24 protein-coding genes are annotated in these 24450 nt (G+C 63.7%); 5 read left to right on the forward strand and 19 right to left on the reverse strand.

From position 1 onward, the window contains the following. Positions 1–28: 28 nt before the first annotated feature. From U0C82_RS13255 to U0C82_RS13330, 16 genes are all read right to left on the reverse strand, one after another. Positions 29–1321 carry a pilus assembly protein TadG-related protein gene (locus U0C82_RS13255; protein WP_322187642.1) on the reverse strand — a complete coding sequence of 431 codons (1293 nt, stop codon included), beginning with the start codon at positions 1319–1321 and terminating at the stop codon, positions 29–31. Continuing rightward, positions 1318–2283, reverse strand: coding sequence for a type II secretion system F family protein (locus U0C82_RS13260; protein WP_322187643.1), 966 nt, complete (start codon positions 2281–2283; stop codon positions 1318–1320). The genes U0C82_RS13255 and U0C82_RS13260 overlap by 4 nt, the downstream gene beginning before the upstream one ends. Before the next feature lie 11 nt (positions 2284–2294). After that, a complete protein-coding gene (locus U0C82_RS13265; protein WP_322187644.1) occupies positions 2295–3311 on the reverse strand; it encodes a type II secretion system F family protein in 1017 nt (338 codons plus the stop codon). Then, positions 3308–4738 (reverse strand): TadA family conjugal transfer-associated ATPase, encoded by a 1431-nt coding sequence (locus tag U0C82_RS13270; protein WP_322187645.1) that lies wholly within the window; start codon positions 4736–4738, stop codon positions 3308–3310. Before U0C82_RS13270 ends, U0C82_RS13265 begins: the two co-directional genes overlap by 4 nt. A 246-nt stretch (positions 4739–4984) precedes the next feature. Further along, a complete protein-coding gene (locus U0C82_RS13275) occupies positions 4985–5374 on the reverse strand; it encodes a TadE/TadG family type IV pilus assembly protein (protein ID WP_322187646.1) in 390 nt (129 codons plus the stop codon). Beyond that, the gene (locus U0C82_RS13280; protein WP_322187647.1) at positions 5371–5793 is read right to left on the reverse strand and encodes a TadE/TadG family type IV pilus assembly protein; all 423 of its coding nucleotides are present in this window, start codon (positions 5791–5793) and stop codon (positions 5371–5373) included. Before U0C82_RS13280 ends, U0C82_RS13275 begins: the two co-directional genes overlap by 4 nt. Positions 5794–5900: 107 nt before the next feature. Further along, positions 5901–7211 carry a CpaE/TadZ family protein gene (locus tag U0C82_RS13285; RefSeq protein WP_322187648.1) on the reverse strand — a complete coding sequence of 437 codons (1311 nt, stop codon included), beginning with the start codon at positions 7209–7211 and terminating at the stop codon, positions 5901–5903. A 3-nt stretch (positions 7212–7214) separates the two neighbouring features. Continuing rightward, positions 7215–8051 carry a Flp pilus assembly protein CpaB gene (cpaB, locus tag U0C82_RS13290; RefSeq protein WP_322187649.1) on the reverse strand — a complete coding sequence of 279 codons (837 nt, stop codon included), beginning with the start codon at positions 8049–8051 and terminating at the stop codon, positions 7215–7217. Between the two features lie 86 nt (positions 8052–8137). Next, a complete protein-coding gene (locus U0C82_RS13295; RefSeq protein ID WP_322187650.1) occupies positions 8138–8410 on the reverse strand; it encodes a hypothetical protein in 273 nt (90 codons plus the stop codon). Then, a complete protein-coding gene (locus U0C82_RS13300; RefSeq protein WP_322187651.1) occupies positions 8391–9902 on the reverse strand; it encodes a type II and III secretion system protein family protein in 1512 nt (503 codons plus the stop codon). The genes U0C82_RS13295 and U0C82_RS13300 overlap by 20 nt, the downstream gene beginning before the upstream one ends. Positions 9903–10033: 131 nt before the next feature. Further along, positions 10034–10771, reverse strand: coding sequence for a hypothetical protein (locus U0C82_RS13305; protein WP_322187652.1), 738 nt, complete (start codon positions 10769–10771; stop codon positions 10034–10036). A gap of 14 nt (positions 10772–10785) precedes the next feature. Beyond that, positions 10786–11277 (reverse strand): tetratricopeptide repeat protein, encoded by a 492-nt coding sequence (locus U0C82_RS13310; protein ID WP_322187653.1) that lies wholly within the window; start codon positions 11275–11277, stop codon positions 10786–10788. A 336-nt stretch (positions 11278–11613) separates the two neighbouring features. Continuing rightward, positions 11614–12648 (reverse strand): AI-2E family transporter, encoded by a 1035-nt coding sequence (locus U0C82_RS13315; protein ID WP_322187654.1) that lies wholly within the window; start codon positions 12646–12648, stop codon positions 11614–11616. Positions 12649–12741: 93 nt separating this feature from the next. Continuing rightward, the gene (locus U0C82_RS13320) at positions 12742–12921 is read right to left on the reverse strand and encodes a CsbD family protein (RefSeq protein WP_322187655.1); all 180 of its coding nucleotides are present in this window, start codon (positions 12919–12921) and stop codon (positions 12742–12744) included. Positions 12922–13212: 291 nt separating this feature from the next. Then, complete coding sequence (locus U0C82_RS13325) at positions 13213–13644, reverse strand: hypothetical protein (RefSeq protein ID WP_322187656.1); 432 nt, start codon at positions 13642–13644, stop codon at positions 13213–13215. Between the two features lie 258 nt (positions 13645–13902). After that, positions 13903–14394 carry a PRC-barrel domain-containing protein gene (locus U0C82_RS13330; protein WP_322187657.1) on the reverse strand — a complete coding sequence of 164 codons (492 nt, stop codon included), beginning with the start codon at positions 14392–14394 and terminating at the stop codon, positions 13903–13905. Positions 14395–14954: 560 nt separating this feature from the next. Here U0C82_RS13330 and U0C82_RS13335 point away from each other — a divergent pair. Both U0C82_RS13335 and U0C82_RS13340 read left to right on the forward strand, forming a co-directional pair. Continuing rightward, positions 14955–16223, forward strand: coding sequence for a DUF2254 domain-containing protein (locus U0C82_RS13335; protein WP_322187658.1), 1269 nt, complete (start codon positions 14955–14957; stop codon positions 16221–16223). 218 nt (positions 16224–16441) lie between these two features. Then, positions 16442–17866, forward strand: coding sequence for a DUF2252 domain-containing protein (locus tag U0C82_RS13340; protein ID WP_322187659.1), 1425 nt, complete (start codon positions 16442–16444; stop codon positions 17864–17866). A 120-nt stretch (positions 17867–17986) separates the two neighbouring features. On the opposite strand, the gene U0C82_RS13345 is transcribed toward U0C82_RS13340, so the two are convergent. The 3 genes from U0C82_RS13345 to U0C82_RS13355 form a co-directional block, all read right to left on the reverse strand. Next, positions 17987–18493 carry a DUF305 domain-containing protein gene (locus U0C82_RS13345; protein WP_322187660.1) on the reverse strand — a complete coding sequence of 169 codons (507 nt, stop codon included), beginning with the start codon at positions 18491–18493 and terminating at the stop codon, positions 17987–17989. Between the two features lie 147 nt (positions 18494–18640). Then, positions 18641–19006 carry a DUF1622 domain-containing protein gene (locus U0C82_RS13350; RefSeq protein WP_322187661.1) on the reverse strand — a complete coding sequence of 122 codons (366 nt, stop codon included), beginning with the start codon at positions 19004–19006 and terminating at the stop codon, positions 18641–18643. Between the two features lie 465 nt (positions 19007–19471). Continuing rightward, on the reverse strand, positions 19472–19906 hold the full coding sequence (locus tag U0C82_RS13355; RefSeq protein WP_322187662.1) for a DUF1810 domain-containing protein: 435 nt from the start codon (positions 19904–19906) through the stop codon (positions 19472–19474). A 441-nt stretch (positions 19907–20347) separates the two neighbouring features. Between U0C82_RS13355 and U0C82_RS13360 the strand changes: the two genes are divergently transcribed. The 3 genes from U0C82_RS13360 to kdpB all read left to right on the forward strand — a co-directional run bounded on the left by U0C82_RS13360 (position 20348) and on the right by kdpB (position 24413). Beyond that, entirely contained in the window at positions 20348–21358 is a 1011-nt protein-coding gene (locus U0C82_RS13360; protein ID WP_322187663.1) for an SDR family oxidoreductase, read from the forward strand. Between the two features lie 667 nt (positions 21359–22025). Further along, the gene (kdpF, locus tag U0C82_RS13365) at positions 22026–22115 is read left to right on the forward strand and encodes a K(+)-transporting ATPase subunit F (RefSeq protein WP_322187664.1); all 90 of its coding nucleotides are present in this window, start codon (positions 22026–22028) and stop codon (positions 22113–22115) included. Positions 22116–22340: 225 nt separating this feature from the next. Beyond that, a complete protein-coding gene (gene kdpB, locus U0C82_RS13370; RefSeq protein WP_322187665.1) occupies positions 22341–24413 on the forward strand; it encodes a potassium-transporting ATPase subunit KdpB in 2073 nt (690 codons plus the stop codon). Positions 24414–24450: the final 37 nt, after the last annotated feature.

Consider the following 24450-nt stretch of genomic DNA (forward strand, 5'->3'; position numbering starts at 1 on the left):
TCGACGCGCCGGGAGGATCTCGCCCGATCTATTCGACGATCTTGACGGACGCACGGGCCACGATATCGCGCCCGCCGTTCGCCGTGCAGCTGGCGCCGAGGCTGGAATTGCCGTTGAAATCGACCGTGTTGCCGATGATCTGCGTGCAGCCGTTGCCGACGGCCGAATTTCCGCGAAACTTGATGTCCGAACCCGGCATGTAGACCGCGCCCTGCATCGTGGAATCGGTCGTGCCGGCAATGGTGTGTTCCACGCCTGCCTGATCCCGGCCACCGAAGAAGAGAATGCCGGAATACGGACCGCTGGAAGGAGCCGACAGTTGAAGCGCACCGTTCCCCGTGAGTTTCATCCGCGCGCCTTTCGTCAGGTAGATGGTGACGCCCGCCCCCGTGACGTTGGCGCCCGGGGACACCGTGACATCGCCGTTCTCGACGATGTAGAGCCCGGGCTTCATGACGACATCCCCCTTCAGGGAAAGACCGCTGCAAAAGCGCATCGCCCTGACGCCGCTCGGATGGTTCTCCACCGGATCGAGGACGGTCTCACCCTTCTGGCTGCCCTGTTTGTCCTTCGCGCATGTTCCGGTCGCCGCAGGTTCGGGAATGTCGCGGTAGGGATCGGCGACGGCAGCGGCATGTTCGTGGATCGCCAGACATTCCGTCAGATTGAGCGCCGAGGTCGCGGAAGCCCCTCCAACGGAATGGACGCAGCCGGTGGTGAGGGCTGCCGAACCGAACATGTCGAACGCATCGGATGCATTCGAATTGGCGGCGATATCGCACCCGTCGAGCGTGATGTCGACCGATCCGCCGACCTTCACGGCACCCGATCGGCTGACGTCGAGCGCGAGGACGCAGGCTCTGGACCGTTGGTCGATCTTCGCCACCGCCCTTGCGTTGAGCGTCACCGGCTCCTCGTCGAGAATGGCCGAGAACAGGCGGCCCTCGAAGATGCGCATCGTGACCTCGACCGTGTTCGCATCGCCCGCATTCGGGCCCGAAATGGCCGGCGAGTGCACGAACAGGGCGGAGTCGTCGATCGCGTAGCCGGACTGGGCGGCAATGTGATGGGCGGCTGCGCGCATGCCGACGTCGTCGGCACCGGAATTCTTGCGGATCGCGGCGGCATGGGCGGCGACGTCGGCTGCATGCTGCAATCCGCGCTGCTTGGCATACCAGAGGCTCGTCTCGACACCGAAACCGATCCCGGCGATCAGCAAAGGAACCATGAGCGCGGCGACGACGGTCGTCGCTCCTCGTTCGTCCGCCCGCAGGCGTGACACGGCGCGGGCGAGCCCGAATGCGCAGGGCGGAGTTCTCATAGCGAGAACACGCGGATGAGAACCGGCGTGATGATGACCGCGAACAGCACCGGCAGGAAGAACACGATCATCGGCACGGTCAGCTTCGGTGGCAGGGCTGCCGCCTTTTTTTCCGCCTCCGCCATGCGCATGTCCCGGCTCTCCTGGGCCAGCACGCGCAATGCCTTGCCAACCGGCGTCCCATATTTCTCGGCCTGGCTGAGCGCGGTCACGACGGCTCGCACGCTTTCGAGGTTCGTACGCTGCGCTAGATTGGACAAGGCCTTGCGGCGGTCGGGCAGATAGGACAGTTCGGCCGTCGTAAGATTGAGTTCTTCCGATAGCTCCACCGACTGCCGGCCGATTTCTTCCGAGACCTTCCGAAACGCCGCCTCGAGGCTCATGCCCGACTCCACGCAGATCAGCATCAGATCGAGCGCCTCCGGCCAGGCGCGCTTGATCGAGGTCTGGCGCTTCTGTGCCTGGTTCTTGAGGAGAACGGACGGAAGCCTGTAGCCGATCAGCCCCGCGCACAAACCGATCGCCAGATCGCCCGCCAGCGGCAGTTCCAAGAGCAGCGTGGCGTAGAAGACGCTCGACAGCATCGCCAGGGCACAGACGATGACCTGGGCCGCCAGGAACTTGAAGATCGGACTGCGACCGCGATAGCCCGCGGAGCGCAGTGCCTGGACCGTCTTTCCATCCTCGGCGTGGACCGTCAGGTTCAGCCGATCCACGATGGTCTTGTAGAGTTTCGTCGGCTCGGCAAGGGTCAGGCTGACCTTGAGTTCACTGAGCTTGGCGCGTTCGCGGATGCGGATCGATTCCCGTTCCTGCCCGACGAGCTTCATCCGGGCCTTCAGATTGTCCGACCGGCCGATCAAGGGCCACGCGACGACGAGAACCGCGAGCGTGGTCGCCGTCGCCGACAGCAGCGCGACGAGTGCATCGGTGTCGGCTGCGAAGTTCAGGAGAAAACCCATTGTCATTCGCCCTAGAAATCGAAACTGATCATTTTCTTCATCACGAAGATCCCGGTGGCCATCCAGATCGCACTGCCGGCCAGGACGATGTTTCCGATCATGTCCGTGAACATGATCGCGATGAAGTCGGGGCTCGTGAAGAAGACCAGGAGGCCGACGATGATCGGCAATGCGCCGATGATGCTGCCGGACGTTTTGGCTTCCTGGCTCATGGAGCGGATCTTGCTCTCCATCTTCTTGCGTTCACGCAGCACCTTCGAGAGATTTCCGAGTGCCTCCGCCAGGGACCCGCCGGTCTTGCCCTGAACGCCGATCACGATCGAGAAGAAGCTCGTCTCGGTGAGCGGAATACGCTCGGCGAGCCGGCTGAGAGCCTCGTCGATGGGTACGCCGATCGTCTGATCCTCGACGACGGTCCTGAACTCGCTGCGCACGGGCTCGGGCATCTCGGTCGCGATGATGCGCAGGCAATCGGGCAGCGGCAGGCCCGACTTGACGCCGCGCACGACGACGTCGACGGCGGACGGAAAGGCATCGCCGAACTTTCTGAGGCGGCGACCGCGCTTGAAGCCGACGAACCCGTGGGGGCCGAGAAGACCTGCGGCAATGGCAAAGCCGAGGCCGGCATACCAGACGAGACCGGCCGCCAGAAAGACTGCCAGCGCCGCGATGCCGACCCCGAAACTGATGGCGACATAGGTCGTCCTCGACCAGGGCAATTCGGCTTGCCGCATCCTCTGCACGAGGCTCGGCCCGACCGTCTTGTTCGCGTTCGTCGCCTTCCGTTTTTCCTCGGCCTCCTTGAGCGTCGCCTCGACGGATCGCTTGCGCCGCGTCTGATCCGATCCGGGCTGACCGGCTTCGATGGAAGGCGCGCCTGCGTCCGCGATCGCCGCGAAACGGTCGCGGTACAATTTCTCGTCGGCACCGTTCCCGGCCGTGAAGACGTAAAGGAGGCCACACACGCTGACGCTCGCCAGAACGACGACGAGGAGCGAACCATAGGCGGGATCGAGGCCTGCGATCATGCCGCCATCTCCGAGCGCCCGGCCGCGTCGAGCGCGGCGGCCAGACGCTTTTCCTCGCCGAAATAGCGTGCGCGTTCCCAGAATGCCGGACGCCCGATCCCGGTCGATCGATGGGAGCCGAGAACTTTCCCGTCCGCGCTTTCTCCCGTCATGTCGTAGACGAACAGATCCTGGGTGATGATGACATCGCCTTCCATGCCCAGCACTTCGGTGATGTGGGTGATTCGGCGGGATCCGTCGCGAAGGCGGGACGCCTGGATGATGACGTCGACCGAGCCGACGATGATCTCGCGCACGGTCGCCGCCGGCAAGGTGAAGCCGCCCATCGCGATCATGGATTCCATGCGTTTCAGGCATTCGCGCGGGCTGTTGGCGTGGATCGTGCCCATCGAGCCGTCATGGCCGGTGTTCATTGCCTGGAGAAGGTCGAACACTTCCGGTCCGCGCACCTCGCCGACGATGATGCGTTCGGGGCGCATGCGCAGGCAGTTCTTGACCAGCGCCCGCATCGTGATCTCGCCCTCGCCCTCGATGTTCGGCGGTCGCGTTTCGAGGCTGACGACATGTTCCTGCTGCAGTTGCAGTTCGGCGGAATCCTCGCAGGTGATGATCCGCTCGTCCGGATCGATGTAGCGGGTCAGGCAGTTGAGAAGCGTCGTCTTGCCCGAGCCCGTACCGCCCGAAATCACCACGTTGCAGCGCACCCGGCCGATGATCTGGAGGATCGTCGCGCCCTCCGGCGAGATCGCGCCGAATTTCACCAGCTGGTCGAGGGTCAGCTTGTCCTTCTTGAACTTGCGGATCGTCAGGCTCGGGCCATGGATCGAAAGCGGCGACGCGATCACGTTGACGCGGCTGCCGTCTTCCAGGCGCGCGTCGCAGATCGGGCTGGCTTCGTCGATCCGGCGTCCGACCTTCGACACGATCCGCTGGCACACATTGAGGAGCTGCTCGTTCGAGTTGAAGCGGATATCGGTTTTCTGGATCTTGCCGTTCACTTCGATGAAGATGGGCTCGCATCCGTTGACCATGATGTCGGCGATATCGTCGCGTGCCAGAAGCTGTTCGAGAGGCCCGTAGCCAAGCACATCGTCGCAGATTTCGGCGATCAGCGCGTCCTGTTCCGCGACCGATATCTGCGCCTTCTTGACCTGGAGGATTTCCGTCACGATGCCGACGATTTCGGCGCGCGCCTTGTCGGGCTGCATGGTCGAGATCAGCGACACGTCGATCGCATCGATCAGCGCCTCGAAGATCTGCGCCTTCAGGGTCTGGTATCGCTCGCTGGTTCCACTCTTCTCGGAGCGGACGGGCGGAGCGAAGGTGAGGATCTGGCCGGCCTCCGGACGCGCGCCGCCGTCGACGACGAATGCATCGGGTTGCGTGACATCTGCGAGGAAAGCCTCCTCGGTCTTCTTGCCGAACATTGACGAACTCCCCGTCGTTGGGACGCGACAGAGCGGCCAGACCGTCGACCCTCGAGACGAAGAGGGCCGCGGTACCGGTGACAGCGCAGCTTTTGTCGCCTGAACTTGCCTCGAATCTATGCAGGCGGCCTTGCCAGACAGTGATGTCGATCGATCGCATTTGAATCGTGGTTTCGAAAAAGACGGAATGTAAGGCTGGCATCGCAACAAGTGCCGATCAGCATCAACGAACCGTTTCCCGAGCCCCTATTCGGTGGGAACGCGGCGCGAGACGCTGAGTTCGATCGATGCGTCGGACACCGCGGAGACGACGAAATCGAACGGGTAGCTGAGGGTTACGGTGCGAAACGCGATCCCGCCTTCGACCGCATTGCCGAAGGTGATCCGGAGCCTGTCCGCACGACCGCCGAAGAACGCCGCCCGAATCTTCGTGGACAGGTCGGTCTCGGAGATCGCATTGTCGGTCATGATGGCGCGGCTCCCCACGCCGGCCGCATAGCTCAGATTTCCGTTGGTCTGCAGTGCGCGCGCAAACTCGAACGTGCCGAGGAAGACGAGCAGCATCGGAAAGCAGACAAATGCGAATTCGATCGCCGTCGCGCCGCTGCGATCTTCATGGAATCGCTTCCATTTCATCGAACCTGCACCTGCAGGACGGCCGTCAGGACGAGATCCGGCAATATGATCTCGTCATAGGGTTTCGTGGCAAGAACGCGGTAATATGCGGATGTCGGATGGGCGTCGTCGCAGGTCGTGCCTGCCGGCACCGCGACGCTCGGTGCTTCCTTGCAGGCATAGAAACGGGTCACGTCGACGGAAAGCTGCCGTTCGTCGGCGTTTGCCGGCGCGGCAACGATCTCGTAGTCCGACGTGCCGGTTGCGACGATCGCGTCGTAGACCTGGTTGGTGCCCGGATCGGTCATGGCGATCTGCATGCCGCTTCGAAGCAGCTGATCGACGGCGATCTTTTCGCTGATCATCAGGCCGGTATCGACCATTGCGAGGAAGGCGAAGGCGAAGAAGGGAACGATGAGCGCGAACTCGACGGCGGCCACACCTTCGGTCCGTTCGAGAAAGGTCTTCGGTTCCGTGATGCCCGAGAGACGGCCGACATCACCCCGTCCCGCTCGTTCCCGATCTCGAAACCCGATCCGCGCCATCGTCAGCGTCTGCGCCGGAAGAAACGCGTGAAGCCGCCGTCCTTCGCAGGCGCTGCGAGCGCGTCGTGACGATTGATCACGCGCTCGGCGAACGCGTCGATCTCTCTTGCGCATTTGACCTTCCTGCCCGTCTCGCCCAGCATCTGCCCGTTGTTGGCGGCACGACCGAACAGATCGCCGTCGTAGGAAAGCTCGAGGTCCACCGGACAACCGGCGGCCTTGGCGAAGTCGACCGGTTTGATCTCGTGCCGCTTGGGCAGACCGATCTGGTTGAGGACCAGCCGGGGCAGCCTGTCGTTCGGACGACGGCTTGCGAGAAATGCCGAGATCATCTTCAAGTTGCGCAGGTTGGTCAGGTCCGGCACGGCCGTCACCACGATCTCGTCACTGTCGACGAGCAGGTCGCGCACCCAAGGCACCCAGTCGTGCGGCAGATCGAGGACGGTGATCTGAGCGGCCATGCGTGCGGTCGCGATGAGGCGTTCCAGCCGCGCGCCGGACAGGTCCGTGTCGGTGTCGGCGCCGGGTGGTGAAGCGAGGATGCTCAGGCGATCGCCGACGCGCGCGACCACGCGCTCGAGACGCGCCTCGTCGAGCTTCTCCGCGTCGTTCAGCGCGTCCGCGACACCGGTCAACGGCGTCAGGTTGAAGTCGAGGGCGGATGTGCCGAACGACAGGTCAAGATCGATCAGCAGAACCTCCCGTTCGTGTCGGGTCGCAAGCGACCAGGCCATGTTGTGGGCAAGGGTGGAGGACCCGACACCGCCCCGCGCGCCGAAAAAGGCATGCACCTTGCCGACGGTCTGGTGGGCCCTGCCGCGATAAAGCCGGGAGATCGCCGCCAGAAGGCCGACGGTATCGAGCGGCAAGGCGAGATATTCGCCGACGCCGAAATCGATCAGCCGGCGATAGAGCGCGATGTCGTTGTGCCGGCCAATGACGATGACCTGCGTGCTCTGCAGGCTTTCTTCGGCAAGACGCGAGAGCCCCTCGAACAGGTCCGTCTCGCGGTCGGGCGCCTCGACGATGACGAGGTCGGGCGTGCGCGTCGTCTTGTAGCAGGCAACGGCCCCGGCCAGGGAGCCCGCGTGAACCGAGACCTTGGCGCGACGCATACGGCGATCATTCCGAAGATCGTGGGCAGCGCGCACCACGCTCGAATCGTCGGCGAAGACCGCCACATCGATCCTCGGCGCGATCATGGGGGCGATGTCGGCATTGGCTGCAGGCGCGGCCGGACCGGCGGCGTTCGAGGCTTCGAAAGCCGACGCGGCCGCGCCGCGATCACCGTTCGTCGAAGTGCCGTCGAGCATGGATCAGTTCGCCTTCTGTACGGACACGCGGGTATGGCGCTTGACCTCGACGGTCTCGGCCTTGCCGTTCCGCCTGACCGTCACGAGGAGTTTTTCAGGCATTCTCGGCCTGGCGATGGCGGCCTGGGGCGGCGCTGCCGGCGAGACGGCGGCGATGTCGGCGACGGAACGAAGGGCAAGCGTCAAGGAGCCGGTCGCCTGCGCCGCCGTGATGGTCTTGACCTGCCCGATGTCCAGTTCCAGCGTCGCGGTCTGGCCGAGAACCGTCTTCTGATTGCCCTCGCTATCGCCGGTCTGGCTCTGATCGACGGCAAGCACGCGCACATTGTCCAGGATGACCTGGCTCGTCGTTTCCGTGCCGCTGTCCAGGGTGATGGTCGTCGTATGAACCACGTCCACGCGATCGTTCGGCAGGACGAAGCCGCCGGCACTGCTTTCCGCCGAGACCTTGACGGCCACCGCCCGTTTGCCCGCAGGCAGGAGCGCCGACATGAAACCGGCGTTGGCCGGCGCCATGTGGCTTTCGGAGATCGGATCGCCGTCCAGAAGGGCCTTGCGAACCAGCGTGCCTTCGAATTCCTCGAGCGCGTCGGGCCGCACATCGCGCGTGACGAACGTTCGAAGGACCGCGTTCGCGGGCCAGGGTTGCCAACGAAGCGTATCGGCAGACAGTCGCCCGCCTTCCTCGACATTGCCGGCGGCGACGAGAATGTCGGTCATCTGGATCGGCGCCTGCAGCGCCGGTGCCGTTGTTTCGGGCGCGGAACCGCCATCGACCGTCAGCCACGCGGCAGCGCCGCCGGACGACAGGGCTGCGGCAAGAACGAGATATCGAAGCATGATCTCCGCCTTCCAAGGACACGTCGCACACTGAAAATAAGGCGCCCGGAAAGTAAGGTAGCTATCGCAACCGCCTTGCAGCCAGGTTAATTCGCAAGGACGGATGCTTCGGATGCCGGCGGCGGCGGCGGCACGCCGGCGGGCTGGACTGCCCTCGCGGCACGCTTTCCGTCCGTCCAGATATCCGTGGCTCCTCCGAACCTGACGGGGGAATTGGCCTGGTGGATCGCCGCGTTCCGCTCCATCGCGGCGCCTGCGCCATGATAGATCCGGTCGTCCTGATTGGCGTAGTCGGTGCAGGCCGAAAGCAACAGAACGATCGACAGGCAGAGGGCCGGACTAGCGATCGCTCTCGGCATCGGCACCGCCCTCCTCGAAATCGATGAAGTGACCATAGGGGCCCGCGACGCCCTCGCCCCGGCGAACCGAACCGACGATCGTGCGATCCACTTCGAGAAGACCCATTCCGAACAGTTCGACATCGTTCGGCGACCGGGTCTGGTCGAGCGGCGAGGCCAGCGCCTGTCCCGCGGCCGCCGGCCTGACGATGCGGGGCGTGACCACGATGACCAGATCGGTTTCCTGTTTCTGGAAGCTTACCGAGCGAAACAATGCACCGAGAACAGGCACGTTGCCGATCCAGGGCATTTGCTCGATGGTCTTGGAATTAACCGTCTGGAGCAGCCCCGCAAGCGCGAAACTCTGCCCGTCGCGCAACTCGATGACGGTTTGCGCCTTGCGCGAGGTGAAACCCGGATTGCCGTTGACGATGATCGACGGATCGATCTCGCTGACTTCCGTGGTCACGCGCAGATTGACGAGACCGTCGTCGAGGACGGTCGGAAGGAATTCGAGCCTTACGCCATAGGGCCGATAGTCCGTCTGGGTCGCGGCAACGCCGCCCGTTCCCGCCACCGCCGATTGGATCGGCACTTCGCCGCCCGCATGGAAGCTGGCCTTTTCGCCGCTGACCGTGGTGAGGTTCGGCTGCGCGAGTCGCCGGGCAAGCCCTTTCTTTTCCAACGCGTTGATCACGGCATCGACGCGGACGCCCGCGCTCTCGAGAACCTGCGCGATCATCGATCCGAACGGCGTGCCCTGGGAATTGCGACCGGCATTCTCCGTCAGATAGGCCTGAGGATCGCCGTCTTCGTTCGCGTTCAGCGTCAGGCGCGAGCCGGCCACGGAAAGGCTGGTGCCGCCTCTCGCACGGAAGTTGATGCCGAGGTCGCGCCCCGCCGTCCGCCGGGCTTCGAGCACGCGCACTTCGAGGGAGACCTGCTGCGCGTCCGTCACCGCGATCGCGTTGATGACCGGATCGGCCGAATATTGCTGGGCGATCTCGACCACGCGCAGGACATCGGGCGCGCTTCGAACCGTGCCGCTCAGATGGACGCGATCGTTCAAGTTCGTCACATTCACGCGCGCGCTCGGAACACCGGCGCGGATGGCGCCGGAGACATCGCCCATGTCGAGGCGCACCCGTGTGTCCACCACGCCCAGAAGGCGGTCGCCGCCATCGTAGATCGAGATGTTCGTGGTGCCGAGACCGATCGCCTGAATGTAGAAGGTCCGGTCCGACAAGGGGACGACGTCGGCGATCGCGACATCGCCGACGACCAGATTGGCGAAGGGCTGGCTGGTCGCGATGGTCATCGTCGAGCCTGGTCGCACGGCGACGCTGGAGACAGATCCGTTTCCGATCGCGATGGTGCGCTGCTCGGCCTTTGCCGGCGATGCGGGAAGCGACGCCACGCAGACGGCCAGCGAAAGCCGCAGCAGGACCGTCGCGAACCGGTGCCAGGTCACGCTGATGTTCCGGGCTGCGCCGTGGCTTTGGAGCGCTGTCATACAGCCACCCTTCGTTGATTGACATGCGGCGAACGGGAGCGATCCCGCACGCCGCGTGAGAGGTCCGCTTCACGCACAATTGTGAATGATTTTGGTTAAGTGTTCATCAATTTCGCAGGGTCGACTGACGATCAGTCCACCCGGCGGTACGCGACGGAGCCGTCCGGCATCTCCCGGCGTTCGAACATCATGGACCCGTCCCCGTCAGGCAGCGGAGACGATTTCGGCGTCGGTATGGCGCCGGTCATGTCCTCAAACGAAGGCGGCAGGGCGGCAACCGTTTTGGGCCCGCTCCTGCGGCCCTCTGCCGGCGCGGGATGGAGCGCGGCGGCGGGCAGCGTCAGTTCGGCGATACTGACGAGCATTGCGGAGAGACGATCATCGACGCGCGATCCGCCATCGCGGACGGTTTCGACCGTATGTTCGACGCTCGTGCGCAGCGCACCGAGGCCTTGCATGATCTGGAATTGCGCGGAGTCGGATCGATCCAGCCGCAACTGGACGATCCCGTCGATGCGGGACGCCGCATTCACGATATCGGCGCGCAGACGATCCTCCGCCTTTTCCATCGCGGTGATCTTCTCGCTCATCGTCTGGAGGCTGCGCCATGGCTGGAAACTGGCCGCGATCATGGCGCTGATCGACACCGTCGCGGTCAGGCAGGCGACGTTGAGGCACACGACGAGTTTCGACCAGTTCGATGGCCTGCCGGGATCATCGGACGCCGGCTGGCTCTTCGGCTTGTCGTCCCACTGGATCCGGGACGGGCGATCCGCCGCGGGCGCGGCGAGCTTTGCATTCGCATCGGGTTCGACGTCGACGAGAGAGAAGAGCTGGGCCGCCTTGATCGGCGGCATCGGGAACGTCATGCATCTCTCCTCGCTCATCGCGTTGCTTTCGGCGTTGCGCGCGACCGGATCAGTTGCAGATTGTTGGCGATGCGCCGACTGCCCGGCGCAAGCTGCCTGGCCTGGGCCAGATAGGCATAGGCCGTCTTCACGTTGCCGCGCAGGAGATGGGAATAACCCAGATTGTTGTAAACGGTCGGGTCGCCCGGTTTGAGGCTGGACAGGCGCGAATAGGCGCTGTCCGCCGTGTCGAAACGCTGGAGCCGATCCGCCGAGGCGGCAAGCCCCAACCACGCATCGCTGTCGCGCGGATGGGCCTCCGAGATCTCCTTGAAGATGTCGAACGACGCAGCATAGTTCTCGGCGCGAAACTGGGTCCGCGCTTCGATTTTCCGGGCATGCAATAGCGATGAACTGGAGGCCGGATAACCGAAGAGGCCTGTCGACCCTGCGTTCAGGTCGGCCGACTGGCATGCGGTGAGGACCAGCACGCCCGTCACCAGGAGCGCAGTTGGGAATTTGATCATGGAAACTCTACATCAAAGGTCGTGTGCACCTTCGTGGGACCGACCGCCAGCCGAATCGTCGAAGGACCTGCCACTCATCCCGGTCAGATTGCCGGTGTTCCGTTAAGGACCGATTGACGGTGTTACCATGGGCGTTCCGGTTTACGGACACAAATCACCACGCAGGTTGCTGAAGACCCAAGTCAAGTCTCGGTTGGTTCGAAGACGATCATTGTCTTCGCGAGCGTATCCCGGTTGCCATTGCTGCGCGAAACCTTTGGACGGGTCCCAGCGGTTGGCCGGCGGCGCCCGGATCGCGGCTCGGTCCCGATCCGGCTCTCGAAGCGTCCGTTCCGGTCAGCCCGGTCGCGAACCCGATGCCGGCGCCGGTCGCATGTCCGGCCGCCGTTCCGCATCGAGATAGTCCTCGACATAAAAGATCTTGCCGAGGCGAAGCGCGACTGCGGCCAGCGGGGTCGCGAGAGCCAGTCCGAGCAGTCCGAACAGGACACCGAACAGGAGCTGTGCCGAGATCGTGAGGGCGGGCGGGAGCGACACCGACTCTTCCTGAATGCGTGGCGTGATCAGGTAACTCTCGACGGTCTGGACGGCGACGTAGAGTCCCGCGACCCACAAGGTCGCCGAGAGGCCGTCCGACAGGCCGAGGAGAAGGGCCGGAAGGGCCGCGAGGACCGGACCGATGTTGGGAATGAACGTCAGGACGGCGGCAAGGATCGCAAGGATCGGTGCGAAGGGGATGCCGATGGCCCAAAGGCCGAGACCGGTCAGGATCCCGACGATGGCCATCGAGATGAACTGCGCTTTCAGCCAGCCACGCAGGGCGACGCCGGCTTCGCCGATGATGCGGAGCGCCCGCCTGCGTAGGCTCGGTGCGAGAAGAGCGACAAAACCCCTGACATAGGTGCCGGGCGCGATCGCGCCGTAGAGGCCGACAAAGGCGATGACGACGGCGGTGCCGAGCGCGCCGAGCGAACTGGAAAAGATCGAGGTGGCCCCGCTGCCCGACGAAAAGAGGGTGGAGGGATCGATCATTTGAAGACCGCGCTGAATCCAGTCATGGTCGCCGACGAAATTTCGGGCGCTTTCGATCGCATCGGGCAGACTGTCGACGAACTTCTGGACCTGATCGGCCAGCGCGGCACCCGCAAAGGCGAGAAAACCGGCGGTGGCCAGCACAAGGAGGATGCAGAAGATCGAAAGTCCCAGGGCGGATCGCACATGCAGATGCCGGGCCATCCAGTCGCCCCCGCCGCGCAGGAACACGGCGATGAGGATACCTGCAAAGACGGCAAGCAGAACGTCGGCCGCGAGCCAGAGGATAACCAGAACGGCCAATCCGAGAACGAGGAGAGATACGGTTCTTCGCGTCATTTGCGCTTCAACTCGCTGGACCGGTTCACGACGAAAGAGCGACACCCGACGATCCGGGTGCCGCTCCTTGATGCTTCGTTCGAATGGGCAGGCCTAGCGCAATTGGTCCTTGACCGCGTCCTTGACCTTTCCGAGGTTCTTCTGGGTCTTGCCCTCGACGCGGTCACCCGTGCCCTCGGCTTCCATGCGGTCGTTCCCGGTCACCTTGCCCGCCGTTTCCTTGATCGAGCCGCCGAGTTCCTTTGCCGTCCCCTTGGACTTGTCGTCGCTCATCTGCTCTCTCCATTCATGGTCTCGTCGCATTTCGAGCGATTGCTCGATGCTCTAATTGTCAACGGCAGGTGCGTTCGATCGTTCCAACCGATCGGCAATCGATTCTACGGTTTGCCGGACCGCCGGCAATGGCGGGGACCGTTTCGAGACGGGCGTCATCGGTCAGCGCTCCGCGAGACGGCCGAGGAGGAATCGCATCCGGTACTGTTCACAGCGAAAAGGCCGGCGTGTCTTTCGACACGCCGGCCATCAGGTCGACGACTGAAGCGACCGGGATGCTACGCAAGCGTCTTAGTTGCTGGATTCCGTCGTCGTCCCGTTACCGGAGCCGGACGTCGCGCCGCTGTTGTTGTTGCTGCTGCCGGAGTGCGGCGATGCCGTGCTGCCGGCCGACGGTGCCTTCTGGGCGCCCATGACGCGACCGCTGGTGTCGATCATCATGAGAACCTGCTCGCCATCGGGGGTCTTGGCCTGAACCATGTAGGCCGCATCCATGATCGATGCGTCCTCATATCCGGCCTTTTCCAGAGCACCCAGGACCTTTTCCTGCGATGCGACCATGTCCTCGGCCGACATCGACGAGGACGTGCTGGCGCCCGACGATGCGGCGGCACTGTCGCTGGTCGCCGCGTCCGGCGACGACGTACCGGAATCGCTGGTCTGAGCCATGACGGGCGAAATGCCGAATGCGAGGACGGCGGCGGTGAGAAGTGTCTTTTTCATGAAGATGTTTCCTTATTCGTATGGATTTATGGATCTTGCCTTGGATCCCGGCAGCGTCGCGCGCCTGGGATCCTTCGACCGTGTCGCGGTGACCGGTCAGGCATGACGACCCGTCGCCCCACGCCCATGTCGTGATCTGTCTTTCCACCCCCCGGTGCCCGCTCCGAACCGAGCCGCGTGGCAAGGGTCCGCGTGGACACCAGGGACCGGCAATCGCCATGACAGCGGGGGCGAAAGTCGGCTGTCAGTCCGGAGTGATCAGTTCCACCAGCCTTCGTCGACGCCAGGCATGGACTCAAGCTCTTCCTCGGAATAACGCGTGACGAAGATGTAGGACTGGTCGTCGACCGGTATCAGATCGACATCCGCCACGCGCAGCAGCACATGCTTGTCGCCGATATCCAGGAATCCGCCGACCTCGGCGACGATCCCGACGAACTGCCCCGACTGATCGAGAATGACGTCTTCGATCTCGCCGATTTCGTTCCAGTCCGAGCCAAGCGCGTCATAGCCCGACTCGCCCCAGGCATCGTCGTCCGAAACGTTCCAGGAGCCTTCGTCATAGGCTTCATTCGTCGTATAAACCGCACCACCCGTAATATCGCGGGTACGGATCAGTTCGCCCCAATTGTTGACCGCCTCGTTCACGCCCGCCGCGGGCGTATTCACGTCGCTCGTGGAAGCATCCTGAGCAATTGCCGGCGAGCCTGCCAGCATAACGGCCGAAAGGGTTGCAACGATATATTTCATGATGGTTCCTCCATATTTCCGATATCTGTAAAGCCAACGGAGCGGATCGCCCCATGTTCCGAAAAAACTGGATTGATTGATGCGCCGTGTTCGATACCGAACATTTACCTTGGCTAAATCGCGCTGAAGAGCACATTTTGCGAACGCAATGCTGAGCCAGTTCTATCGATTCGGATCAGGATCATGTCGCATTGTTTCAAGCCGGTTGCGGAGGGCAGCGGCGGAGCGGAGCGCCGAGACGCCTTCGGGGGCGCTGGGGCCGTGGCGGGTGGCATCCGCCCTTGCCGTTGGCGAAGATGAGACCGCTCCACCCTCGAGACCCGTCAATCCGAAGCCTGCCACGGAACGCCGCGCGGACGGACCGTCGACGCGCCATCGGCGCATCCATGATCCGGCGTAGCGCGCAGAACGTCAGCCTCTCCATGACGCGGGCACCCGTTCGACGCTCTCACAGCGACGGATCGCGACCCGAACGAATGATGGTCTCAGGAGGAAAACCTGGGTAGGGTCCGGTTTGAATTCAGAAATACGGCAAACTCCTCCAACGCTCGCAGGTATTGATGAAATTCGGTTTCAAGTTCTCGAAGATCGTCCGCCAGATGTGGTTTTTGCCGGCGGTGTTCTCCCTCGTGGCGATCGCCACGGCCTCCGCTGCCCGCTACTCGGCCTTTCTGTTGCCGGAGGAGTTGCCTCTCGAAGTCTCGCAGAACGCCATCGAGACCATTCTTACCATCGTCGCGACGAGCATGCTGACCGTTGCGACATTCGCCCTGGCGACCATGGTCAGTGCCTTCTTCGGCGCAGCACAGGGGACCACGCCGCGGGCCGTCAGACTGATTGCCGAGGACAGGGCCGCCCAAGCGCCCATCTCGATCTTCATAGGATCGTTTCTCTTCAGTATCGTCGGCATCATCGCGCTTTCCAGCGGGTTCTACAGCGCTTCGGGACGGTTGATATTGTTCGGCGCCACGATCCTCGTCGTCGGACTGCTTGTCGGCGCGCTCATCCGCTGGATCAACAAGATCCCGTCGATCGGCCAGGTCGGTGAAACGATCAAGCGAATGGAGACCGCAACGTCGGGCGCCTTCGACGAGATTGCACGTCGGCCGCTTCTGGGCTGCCTGAAGACAACGGCGGCGGCGGAGAAGGGAGTGCCGCTTCACGCGAGCCGCATAGGATATGTCCAGCACGTCCAGCCGGACGAGTTGCAGTCGATTGCCGAAGAGTGCGATCTCCTCATCCACATATCAGCCCGTCCCGGCGTCTACGTGACGGCCATCAGGCCCCTTGTCCTCGTCGATGGCGTCGTGACCGACGCCGTCGCGGAGAAAATTCGCGCCGCGTTCATCCTCGGCCGCGATCGAACGTTCGACCACGATCCGCGTTTTGGCCTCATCGTTCTCGGTGAAATCGCCTCTCGCGCGCTTTCTCCCGGCATCAACGACCCGGGAACCGCGATCAACGTGATTCAGACGCACGTTCGCATCCTGACCGATTGGTTCAACGGCGAAGCCGACGCCAACCACGACTGCGAGCATGACCGGGTTTCGATCGTTCCGATCCTGCCCGAACAGATTCTGCACGACGCCTTCCGAGCGATCGCGCGTGACGGAGCCGACAATGTCGAGGTCTGCCTGAAGCTGTTCGAGGCGCTGGAAGCGATCCATGCTGTCGCGCCATGCCGGTTTGACGCTCCCATCGCGCACTTCGCCGAAGACGCTCTGGAACGGGTTCGCGGGGCCATGTCCCATCAGAGGGATCTCCGCGTCGTTGAGGCGGCGGCTGAATGGCTGCACGGACGGCGCGGCCTGCATGACCCCGAACCGTGACCAGTCTCGAACGTCCCTGAGCGGATGCAGGGAAGCGGGCGACCGCCCGAGCGAAGAGAAGGGTTCCTGCTCGATTCGAAGCGTGCGTCCGGCATGCCGGCGGTTCCGACGGCAAGGGCATGTCGCGGCTTCATCCGGGCACCGGCCACCGTCGACATCATCGCAACATGCGTCGTCTGGCCCACATAGCCAATGAGACCGCAACGGAAGGACGCCGCATGACGAAAGACCATGGAAAGCAGAAGGCCGCTACGAAGTCGGGGTCCGAGAAGATCAAAGTGTCCGAGAAGGCCGCCGACAAGATCGAGGCTTTCCAGGCGCTGGCGAACCGGATCGCTTCCGGGGAGCAGGTCGTCCCACCGATTTACATGACGGGTCAGATGCGTCGGGAGCATGTTCGCTCGACGTTGCGGGAGGACCATGCACAGCGGATCGAGCAGCGGAACGAAGGGGCAGAAGAGAAGTTCGAGGAACTGGCGGACAATTTCTTCAAGTTCTTTCGGGGAACGGCATTGCTGTTCTACCGCGACATGGTGGGTGCGGACGCTCACATGCCGACGGTCATGGCCCTTGGCGATGTTCACCCCGAGAACTTCGGCGTGATGCCGGACGAGCACGGCGCCCCCATCTTCGGTGTCAATGATTTCGACGAGGCCCTCTACGCCCCGTTCACCTGGGATCTGAAGCGCGGGGCCGTCGGGTTCTGGATCGGGGCCCGCCAGGAAGGCGGTCTGAAGCGAAAGAAGCGGCGGAAGATCGTCAAGGAGTTCGTGAAGGGCTACCTCGACGCGATGGAGGCATATTCCGAGCACGCGACGGAGAAGAACGACAGCTATCGGATGGACAATTCGCCGAAGGTCATCCAGCGGCTTTTCGAGGAAGCCTGGGAGGAACGGAAAGACTGGCTTTGGGACGATTATCTCAAGGCTTCGGGGCAAGGCTTCCGGCCCAGCGACGAATTGCAGCCAATCTCCAGCGAAGTCGGCAAATTTCAGAAGGCCATCGACGATCTGGCGAAAGCGAACGGCATTTCCGGGCTCGCGCGGGCCGGTGAACTGAAGGTCAAGGACGTCTGTATGCGTCATGGACAGGGCACGGCGTCCCTTGGTCTGCCCCGATACTACGTCCTGATCGAAGGCCCGTCGAAAGACGCAAGCGACGATCTCATCATCGAGTTCAAGCGGGCGCGGACCTCGGCCCTCGACGGGCTGATACCGCAATCCGAGTTCAGTGCCGGCGACAAGGCGGACCGGATTGCCCACGGGCAGGCCGTGCAGCTTGCCCATGGCGACGTCTTTTACGGCGCCGTCGAGATCGACGGAATGAGCTTCATGAGTCGCGAGCGAGCCCCTTTCCGCGACGACATAGATCTCGACGAGCTCAGCTACGGCACATGGAAAGAGTATGCGCGAACCTGCGGAGCGGTTCTGGCACAGGCCCACGCGCTCTCCGACGATCTCGGCCAGATCGACTACGACCTCGAGCCATCGATCATCGCGGCGGCAAGTCCTCGCGCTCTCTTCGTCGCCGATCTTGTCCGATTTGCCGAGGAGGCCGCCGATCGGCTCGAAACCGATCACAAACTGTTCCGCGAGGACCATGCCAACGGGGCATTCGAAAGTGTCGACATGGTCTACCGGTAAGACATGCGGGCCGGATCCCGCCGGGTTTCGGACGCACGTTCGAAGCGTTCGGGATTTTCCGTGACCGGGCAAGATCGCTGACGCCGACCAGGACCCGATCCGGCCGAGCGTGCTCGTCTTCTAGCCGGCGCCGGCAGCGGTCGGTGCACGAAGCGGCAGCACCTTCGCATTTTCGGCCGGAGGGTTCGCTTCGAGATCTGCGATCAGCCGCTTCATCTCGTCGATCTCCCGAACCTGCGCGGCGATGATCTCGTCGGCCAGCTCACGCACCCGCGGATCGGTGATCTCGGCCCGTCTGCTGGTCATGATGGCAATCGAATGATGCGGGATCATCGCTTTCATGTAGGCGACATCGCCCACCGTCTCCTGACTGCGCACGAGGAACAGCGAAGCGGCGAAGATCAAGGCGGCACCGACCAGAATGGCGATGTTGGCGGTCTTGTTCGTATACATCGACCACATGAAAGCGAGCATCACGATCGCCATCACGGCGCCCATGTAGATCGCCATCCAAGTCCGCGTCTGGCTGTAGAACACATGGTCCAGAGCGTAGGTGTTGAGATACATGAGACCGAACATGAGAATGGTCGACGTGACGATCATCGCGCCGAAGCGTGTGTAGGTCATGGGTTGGCTTTCTTTTCCATTTGTCTGACGAACGCGGATCGCCTGGCATTGCCGAAGTTCCGGGCGCCCCGCGTCACGGCGCGGCGGTCTGCACGTGGCTCGGAATGGAGCATCGGCTCCGCGTGCCGCGCCCCTTGCAACATCCCGTCACTGCTGCCGACCGGTCGACGTGCCCTTCTTCCAAGGCAGTCGCCCCTCGATCTCGATCTCGAGCGCGAAGCTGAGAAAGGTCCGGACCAGAACGACGCCCGCGAGGACCGCGACGCTTTCCAGCGTCGGTTCGATGGCGACAGTGTTGATGATGTCGGCCGCGACCAGGAATTCGAGACCGAGAAGTATGGAACGCCCGAGGCTGGCTCGAAACTCGTGATAAGAACCGGAACCGTCTCCGACGAGCCGTCGCTTGAGGAAGGTGATCGTCGCGATGATCGTTCCCACGACGATCACGAAAATTCCCGCAATCTCGATGCTGCGTGTCGTCCAGTGCAACACGGTGCTCAAAGTCTCGTCCATTCGAAATGTCCTGCATCTTCGTGGAAAAATCGTCCCGAGCATGCGCAGGTGCGGATCACGGGATGGCCGGCGCGGCTTGTCCGAGCCGATGGGAAGTCCAGCGTGACGCGCAGCGGCGCCACGGGGAACGGCTCTGGACGTCCTTGCCGAGTTCTTCGAGACGCGCCTGAAGCGGCGTGGCGCCGACGCACTGTCCCGGCTTCGGATCGTAATACGAACGTATGACTTACAGTCAGTTGGTCCAGATGCGGGGCGCGACAAGTTCGAAAGGCCGCAAGGACGATGCCGGCAGCGTGGGCGGGCAAGGTGCGGGAGGCGCATTTCCTCACCTGGCAAGGCATGGGGCGGTGAGGACAGACCCGACACGGTAACGCTTCGCCCGAGATCGCCCGAGAGCGACGACGCCGGACCGATGGGCACCGCAGAGGCGTGACGGTGACGTCGCGCATGAGCGGCCGCGGGCTCCTAGTCGTCCGACAGGAGCCTGGTCGTTTGGGGGTCCGGCGCGCCGCCGTAGAACTCGTCGAGGCCTTCCTGGAAAAGCCGATCATCCTCCGGGCTCGAAGACGCGGCCTTGAACAAGGTCAGGGAGGAGCGGAATTTCATGTCGTCGGGGGTGCCGAGAATGGCGGTGGCTGTCTTCGTCTTGTGTTGGAGCATCAGGCGCACATGCTGGCGCAGCCTGTTTCCGAGGACAGGATCGTCGAGGTAACGGCGCGCCTGCTCCAGATCCGCAATGGCGTACCGCTGTGCGGTCGAAGAGTGGCCGAGCCCGGCCAGCTGCGGGAATATGAACCACATCCAGTGAGACCGTTTCCGGCCGGCGGCGAGCTCCCCGTCGACCTGCGAAAGGACGCCGTCCTGCGCGGTGATGAAGCGTTCCAGATCGATGTCCGTCATGGCGCCGTCCTCTTCCAGGTTCCGCAAGCCGCGTTGTCCGCCGTGACAACGAACAGGGCCGCTCGCCGCATCATTCGGCTGATCCTATCCGACCATCCGCCTGTCATGAACGTCGCCCGATCGCTTCCGGTTCACACCCGACAGAGACTGCCGCCGGCAGGATGGACGTCCCCCGCTTCGATCCGCCCGGCATCGAGGGTCGATGCGCATCCTGCTGGACGATGCAAGCAACCAATCCCCGAGACCGCGCCGACCAGTCTTCATGGCGCCAGGCACATGTCCGGGCGCTGGCGGCACAGCCGAGCGCGAACTGGAGCATGTCGGACATGGCGACAGTCCGGAACGATCTGACAATATTCTGGTTTAACCATGAATGACAGGTCTTGCGCCTGCGGGTTCAAGCCGCGCGTCGCGTCGTCTTTTGATCGGACCGATTATCTCATGCGTAAAAGGCAGACCTCATTGGCCGGCAAGGTCATCGTCGTCACGGGCGCAAGTTCGGGCATCGGCCTGATCACGGCCCGGCGCGCGGCGTCAAGGGGAGCGCGCGTCGTGCTCGTCTCGCGCGATGCTCCGGTCATCGACCAGATCGCACGGGAAATCGGCAAAGGAGGCGGGCACGCGCTCGCGGTAAGGGGAGACGTCAGCATCGAAGCCGATGTCCAGGCCGTCGTTGAGGCGGCTGTCGGGCGGTTTGGACGGATCGACGTCTGGGTCAACAATGCCGGCGTCGCGGCCTACGCAACGCTCGTCGATCTTCCGATCGATGTGCATCGCCGCCTCTTCGAAACCAATTACTGGGGCCTCGTCTACGGATCGCTCGCCGCCGTCCGCCATTTCCGGACGCGCCGGGGGATCGGTCGACTGATCAATATCGGCTCTGTCAATTCCGATGTCGCCGTTCCCTTGCTGAGCGCCTATTCGGCCACCAAACACGCGGTCAAGGGCTTCAACAATGCCCTTCGCCGCGAGCTCATGGTGTCGGATCCGCAGGTCACGGTCACCCTGATCAAGCCCTCCGGCATCGCGACGGCGTTTCCCCAGCATGCGCGCAATTTCCTCAAGGTCGAGCCACGCGTCGTGCCGCCGCTCTACACCCCCGAAATCGTCGCGAACGCGATTCTCCACGCCGCCGCGCACGGACCCCGCGAAATCATCGTCGGGGCCGTGGGGCCGGCGCTGTCCATTCCGCAGGCGCTGATCCCACGGCTTGTCGATCGGCTGCTGGCGAAAGTGGTGCCGCCCCTGTCGAAATCGGCCAATGCGATCACCCGGACCGACAATCTCGACACGCCGACGGGCGGCGCCGAGAGCCACTATCCGCACGCCCCGGGCCTGCCCATCAGCCCGTACACGATGGCCCAGAAACGACCGGTGCTCAGCGCGATCGTCGTCGCGGGCGCCGGCGCGATGGCGCTCGCCTGGGCTCTCGCCCGCACCAGACGCTCCTGAGCAATTGCCGGTGTCCCCAAGCCGGCGAGACACCGTCGCAGACCGCGCGCAGCCTTTGGTGGGTACACCGATGCGAGCCGACCAGCCGCGGAACTTTCAAGAAAACTCCGGGCAGCGCTTCCATCGTCGTCTTCGTCGAAGACGTTCTCGACATTCGCTCGCAGGTCGACCGGTCTGTCGTGGGGACCGGCGACCGTGGATTGGAGACCTGCGTCGATGCGTGTCCAGTCATCGACCCTTTGCAGGTTCGCCTCATCGTAGAACGAGGTGCTAGCGTTGATCGCGCGACCTTGGACGGCCGGCCATCGGTCAGCCTGGGCAGATCGTATTCGGCATAAAGGTTGACCTGAACGTCCGCGACACCGGGCGCCCGTTTGCCATGGAACTCGCCGCTCTGCGATCGCGAATTCTGCATCGAGGAAGGCCAGGCCGTCCAGCAAACGGAAACTGCCGAACCATCCGCAATTCCTATGAATTTCCTATTTCTTTGCCCCTTCCGCCCTCTCGAACCCCTATGCGGTTCCAACCGATATTCTCACCGACAGACGCGAACGGTCGCAAATGTCTGGATCGCTGCCTCGGCAGCCCCGCCGTCCAGCATTCGGGGCCCTCGTCCGTATCGGAACCGGAGACCGCCACCTGGCGCCTCCCATCAGAGACGATCGCAATGACCTTCGAATATCTCCTCAGCGGTGCCGTCACCCTCTTCGTCACGGCCTACCTCATCTATGCGCTGCTTCGGCCGGAGCGTTTCTAGGGTCCCGCCCCCACCGAACGATCGCCGGGCCAATTCCGCACTTTTCCCAAGTCGCACGCCACGAGATCCGGAAGGGCCGAAAGCCTTCCCGCGCATCGGGCATCGTCCCCGCCATGACCGCGGTGTCGCCGGTGTCCGCACGCGACGCCCGGTCCATCAGGCAGGTGTCCGGGCAGAGCCGACGGGCCCGCCGCCGCCATCACACGTCCCACGCTGGAGCCACCCATGAGCCAGTCCAAATCCGCCAGTATCCTCGATACCCGCATTCTTGTCCCCGCGCTCGGGGGCGCATTCAGGAAACTCGACCCGCGCACGCTGTCGAAGAATCCGGTGATGTTCGTCGTCGGCGTCGTGTCGGTCCTGACGACGGTCTTGTTCCTGCGGGATCTCGCGGTCGGGGCGGACGATCTCGGCTTCTCCTTCCAGATCATTCTCTGGCTCTGGTTCACGATCCTGTTCGCGAACTTTGCCGAGGCGGTTGCAGAGGGGCGCGGCAGGGCGCAGGCGGATTCCCTTCGCCGCTCGCGTACCGAAACGCAGGCCAAGCGCCTGACCGGTCCCGACGGACGCCAGGTGAAACTCGTGCCGGGGACCAGCCTGAAGACCGGCGACATCGTCCTCGTCGAGGCCGGCGACATCATTCCCTCCGACGGCGAGATCGTCGAGGGCATCGCCTCGGTCAACGAGGCGGCGATCACCGGCGAATCCGCACCGGTCATTCGCGAGTCCGGCGGCGACCGTTCGGCCGTGACCGGGGGCACGCAGGTTCTGTCCGACTGGATCAAGGTAAGGATCACGGCGGAAGCCGGTTCGACCTTCATCGACCGGATGATTGCCCTCGTCGAAGGCGCCGAGCGCCAGAAGACCCCGAACGAAATCGCGCTCAACGTGCTGCTGGCCGGGCTTACGCTGATCTTCGTGCTGGCCACGGCGACCATCCCCGCCTTCGCCGCCTATGCCGGCGGGTCGATCCCGGTCGTCGTGCTGGTGGCGCTGTTCGTGACGCTGATCCCGACCACGATCGGGGCGCTGCTGTCGGCCATCGGCATTGCCGGCATGGACCGTCTCGTGCGCTTCAACGTGCTGGCCATGTCCGGTCGCGCCGTCGAGGCGGCGGGCGATGTCGACACGCTGCTGCTCGACAAGACCGGTACCATCACGCTCGGCAACCGCCAGGCGACCGAGTTCCGCCCCGTCGAGGGCGTCAGCGAACAGGAACTTGCCGACGCCGCGCAGCTTGCCTCGCTTGCCGACGAAACGCCGGAGGGCCGCTCGATCGTCGTGCTCGCCAAGGAGAAGTACGGCATCCGCGGGCGGGACATGCAGTCGCTCAATGCGACCTTCGTGCCGTTCACCGCGCAAAGCCGCATGAGCGGCGTCGATTTCGACGGTTCGTCGATCCGGAAGGGCGCGGTCGATGCGGTGCTGAGGCAGGTCGAACAGGCATCGGCCGCGAACGGGGTCACCCGCGCCAGCACCGCCAGGGCGAGCGAACTCGAAGTGATCGCCGCCGACATCGCGACCACCGGCGGCACGCCGCTCGCCGTTGTGAAGGACGGGCGGCTTCTGGGCGTCGTGCAGCTCAAGGACATCGTCAAGGGCGGCATCCGCGAACGCTTCGCCGAGCTTCGACGCATGGGCATCCGCACGGTGATGATCACCGGTGACAATCCGATGACGGCGGCGGCGATCGCGGCCGAGGCGGGCGTCGACGATTTCCTGGCCGAAGCGACACCGGAGAACAAGCTGACGCTGATCCGCGAGGAGCAGGCCAAGGGCAAGCTGGTCGCCATGTGCGGCGACGGCACAAACGACGCGCCGGCGCTCGCCCAGGCCGATGTCGGCGTCGCCATGAACACCGGAACGGTCGCTGCTCGCGAGGCCGGCAACATGGTCGACCTGGATTCCGATCCGACCAAGCTCATCGAGATCGTCGAGATCGGCAAGCAGCTCCTGATGACCCGCGGGGCGCTCACCACCTTCTCGATCGCCAACGACGTCGCGAAATATTTCGCGATCGTGCCGGCCATGTTCGTCGTCCTCTATCCCCAGCTGGACGCCCTCAACATCATGGGCCTGGCGACACCGCAAAGCGCCATCCTGTCGGCGATCATCTTCAACGCGCTGATCATCATCGCGCTGATCCCCCTGTCGCTGAATGGCGTTGCCTACAAGGCGATCGGCGCCGACCGGCTCCTGCGCCGCAACCTGTTCATCTATGGGCTCGGCGGCCTGATCGTCCCGTTCATCGGCATCAAGGCGATCGACCTCGCCATCACCGCCATCGGCCTCGCCTGACCCGAAGGAACCCTTCCCATGACCCTGTTCTGTCTGC

Origin of the sequence: Fulvimarina uroteuthidis (assembly GCF_034321785.1) — a bacterium.
Classification (GTDB): domain Bacteria; phylum Pseudomonadota; class Alphaproteobacteria; order Rhizobiales; family Rhizobiaceae; genus Fulvimarina; species Fulvimarina uroteuthidis.

Bases quoted from the DNA above. Each gene is read 5' to 3' on its own strand.
- U0C82_RS13305 (WP_322187652.1), bottom strand. From the start codon at position 10,771: ATGACGTTCCCGATGCCGCCGATCAAGGCGGCCCAGCTCTTCTCTCTC.
- U0C82_RS13355 (WP_322187662.1), bottom strand. From the start codon at position 19,906: ATGACGGACATCGATCTGGAACGCTTCATCACCGCGCAGGACGGCGTC.
- U0C82_RS13345 (WP_322187660.1), bottom strand. From the start codon at position 18,493: ATGACCTACACACGCTTCGGCGCGATGATCGTCACGTCGACCATTCTC.
- U0C82_RS13310 (WP_322187653.1), bottom strand. From the start codon at position 11,277: ATGATCAAATTCCCAACTGCGCTCCTGGTGACGGGCGTGCTGGTCCTC.
- U0C82_RS13350 (WP_322187661.1), bottom strand. From the start codon at position 19,006: ATGGACGAGACTTTGAGCACCGTGTTGCACTGGACGACACGCAGCATC.
- U0C82_RS13340 (WP_322187659.1), top strand. From the start codon at position 16,442: ATGACGAAAGACCATGGAAAGCAGAAGGCCGCTACGAAGTCGGGGTCC.
- U0C82_RS13330 (WP_322187657.1), bottom strand. From the start codon at position 14,394: ATGAAATATATCGTTGCAACCCTTTCGGCCGTTATGCTGGCAGGCTCG.
- U0C82_RS13285 (WP_322187648.1), bottom strand. From the start codon at position 7,211: ATGCTCGACGGCACTTCGACGAACGGTGATCGCGGCGCGGCCGCGTCG.
- U0C82_RS13325 (WP_322187656.1), bottom strand. From the start codon at position 13,644: ATGAAAAAGACACTTCTCACCGCCGCCGTCCTCGCATTCGGCATTTCG.
- U0C82_RS13260 (WP_322187643.1), bottom strand. From the start codon at position 2,283: ATGGGTTTTCTCCTGAACTTCGCAGCCGACACCGATGCACTCGTCGCG.
- U0C82_RS13265 (WP_322187644.1), bottom strand. From the start codon at position 3,311: ATGATCGCAGGCCTCGATCCCGCCTATGGTTCGCTCCTCGTCGTCGTT.
- cpaB (WP_322187649.1), bottom strand. From the start codon at position 8,051: ATGCTTCGATATCTCGTTCTTGCCGCAGCCCTGTCGTCCGGCGGCGCT.
- kdpB (WP_322187665.1), top strand. From the start codon at position 22,341: ATGAGCCAGTCCAAATCCGCCAGTATCCTCGATACCCGCATTCTTGTC.
- U0C82_RS13255 (WP_322187642.1), bottom strand. From the start codon at position 1,321: ATGAGAACTCCGCCCTGCGCATTCGGGCTCGCCCGCGCCGTGTCACGC.
- U0C82_RS13275 (WP_322187646.1), bottom strand. From the start codon at position 5,374: ATGAAATGGAAGCGATTCCATGAAGATCGCAGCGGCGCGACGGCGATC.
- U0C82_RS13335 (WP_322187658.1), top strand. From the start codon at position 14,955: ATGAAATTCGGTTTCAAGTTCTCGAAGATCGTCCGCCAGATGTGGTTT.
- U0C82_RS13315 (WP_322187654.1), bottom strand. From the start codon at position 12,648: ATGACGCGAAGAACCGTATCTCTCCTCGTTCTCGGATTGGCCGTTCTG.
- U0C82_RS13320 (WP_322187655.1), bottom strand. From the start codon at position 12,921: ATGAGCGACGACAAGTCCAAGGGGACGGCAAAGGAACTCGGCGGCTCG.
- U0C82_RS13300 (WP_322187651.1), bottom strand. From the start codon at position 9,902: ATGACAGCGCTCCAAAGCCACGGCGCAGCCCGGAACATCAGCGTGACC.
- U0C82_RS13270 (WP_322187645.1), bottom strand. From the start codon at position 4,738: ATGTTCGGCAAGAAGACCGAGGAGGCTTTCCTCGCAGATGTCACGCAA.
- kdpF (WP_322187664.1), top strand. From the start codon at position 22,026: ATGACCTTCGAATATCTCCTCAGCGGTGCCGTCACCCTCTTCGTCACG.
- U0C82_RS13360 (WP_322187663.1), top strand. From the start codon at position 20,348: ATGCGTAAAAGGCAGACCTCATTGGCCGGCAAGGTCATCGTCGTCACG.
- U0C82_RS13295 (WP_322187650.1), bottom strand. From the start codon at position 8,410: ATGCCGAGAGCGATCGCTAGTCCGGCCCTCTGCCTGTCGATCGTTCTG.